Source organism: Aliterella sp. E5.1 (assembly GCF_057473825.1).
Genome location: NZ_JBYCCV010000519.1, coordinates 1 through 1,033, shown reverse-complemented (window position 1 = coordinate 1,033; position 1,033 = coordinate 1). Strand labels below are relative to the sequence as shown.

The following is a 1,033-nucleotide window of genomic DNA, read 5'->3' as shown; positions in this document are numbered from 1 at the left end:
TACAGCGGTTCTCGATTGAATGAGATAAAGTGAGAAGCATTGCTACAACTATTAATGGCTAAATGGATGAAAGCTTACTCAAATGATTTGCGCCAGAAGATTGTGGAAACCCATAGCAGAGAAAGGGAGTCAATCGGGCAGACAGCAGAACGATTCCACGTCAGTTACAGCTTTACCTGGAAGCTAATTAAAGGTTATGAACAGACTGGTAAGGTTAGCCCCAAGCCTCATGGAGGAGGAGCTAAACCAAAGCTCAAAGGGGAGCAACTAGGAGTGGTAGCGCAATTAATCGAGCAAAAAAACGATGCCACATTAGAAGAGTTAGTTATACAACTAGAAGAAAAAATTGGAGTTAGAGTCAGTAGAGCCACTATGGGACGGGTGGTGCTAAAGCTAAAGATGACCCGAAAAAAAAAACTTTACACGCAACAGAGCGGCAAAGCGAGCGGGTGCAGCAGTTGCGAGTCCAGTATTGGCGTGAAATTGGGCAAGTAAAATTAGCAAACTTGGTATTTGTGGATGAAACAGGCTCCAATTTGGCAATGACACGGCGCTACGCACGTTCTCGCCGAGGTAGCCGTGCCTATAACCACGCCCCTTACGGGCGCGGACAAAATGTAACATTGATTGGTGCAATGGCTCTACGAGGCTTAGTCGGGGAAATTACTTTCCCTGGCGCAACGGATACTCTAGCCTTCAAAACTTATGTGACTCAGGTGTTGGTTCCCAACCTCTGGCCAGGAGCCTGTGTGGTTATGGATAACCTACCTGCTCATAAAGTTACAGGTATCCGTGAGGCAATTGAAGGCGTAGGTGCAACAATCATTTATTTGTCTCCTTACTCCCCAGACTTTTCACCAATTGAAAACTGTTGGTCAAAGGTCAAAGAGTTTCTCCGTGCAAGAGCGGCGCGAACCTATGCACAGTTAGACCAAGCAATCACCGATGCTCTAGCTGCGGTGACACTCCAAGATATTATTGGCTGGTTTACCCACTGTTGTTGCTATGTTTCACCCAACTGAGAACTGCTGTA

Annotated in this window: 2 protein-coding genes; both read left to right on the top strand. The window is 46.3% G+C overall.

All coding sequences use genetic code 11. The annotated features are described in order from the left end of the window. The first annotated feature begins 54 nt into the window (after nucleotides 1–54). Entirely contained in the window at nucleotides 55–495 is a 441-nt protein-coding gene (locus AC2VE5_RS28715; RefSeq protein ID WP_486890911.1) for a helix-turn-helix domain-containing protein, read from the top strand. Continuing rightward, the gene (locus tag AC2VE5_RS28710) at nucleotides 450–1,022 is read left to right on the top strand and encodes an IS630 family transposase (protein WP_486890910.1); all 573 of its coding nucleotides are present in this window, start codon (nucleotides 450–452) and stop codon (nucleotides 1,020–1,022) included. The genes AC2VE5_RS28715 and AC2VE5_RS28710 overlap by 46 nt, the downstream gene beginning before the upstream one ends. The last annotated feature ends 11 nt before the right edge of the window (nucleotides 1,023–1,033 follow it).

Coding starts and splice junctions, on each gene's coding strand:
- AC2VE5_RS28715 (WP_486890911.1), top strand. CDS start 55: ATGGCTAAATGGATGAAAGCTTACTCAAATGATTTGCGCCAGAAGATT.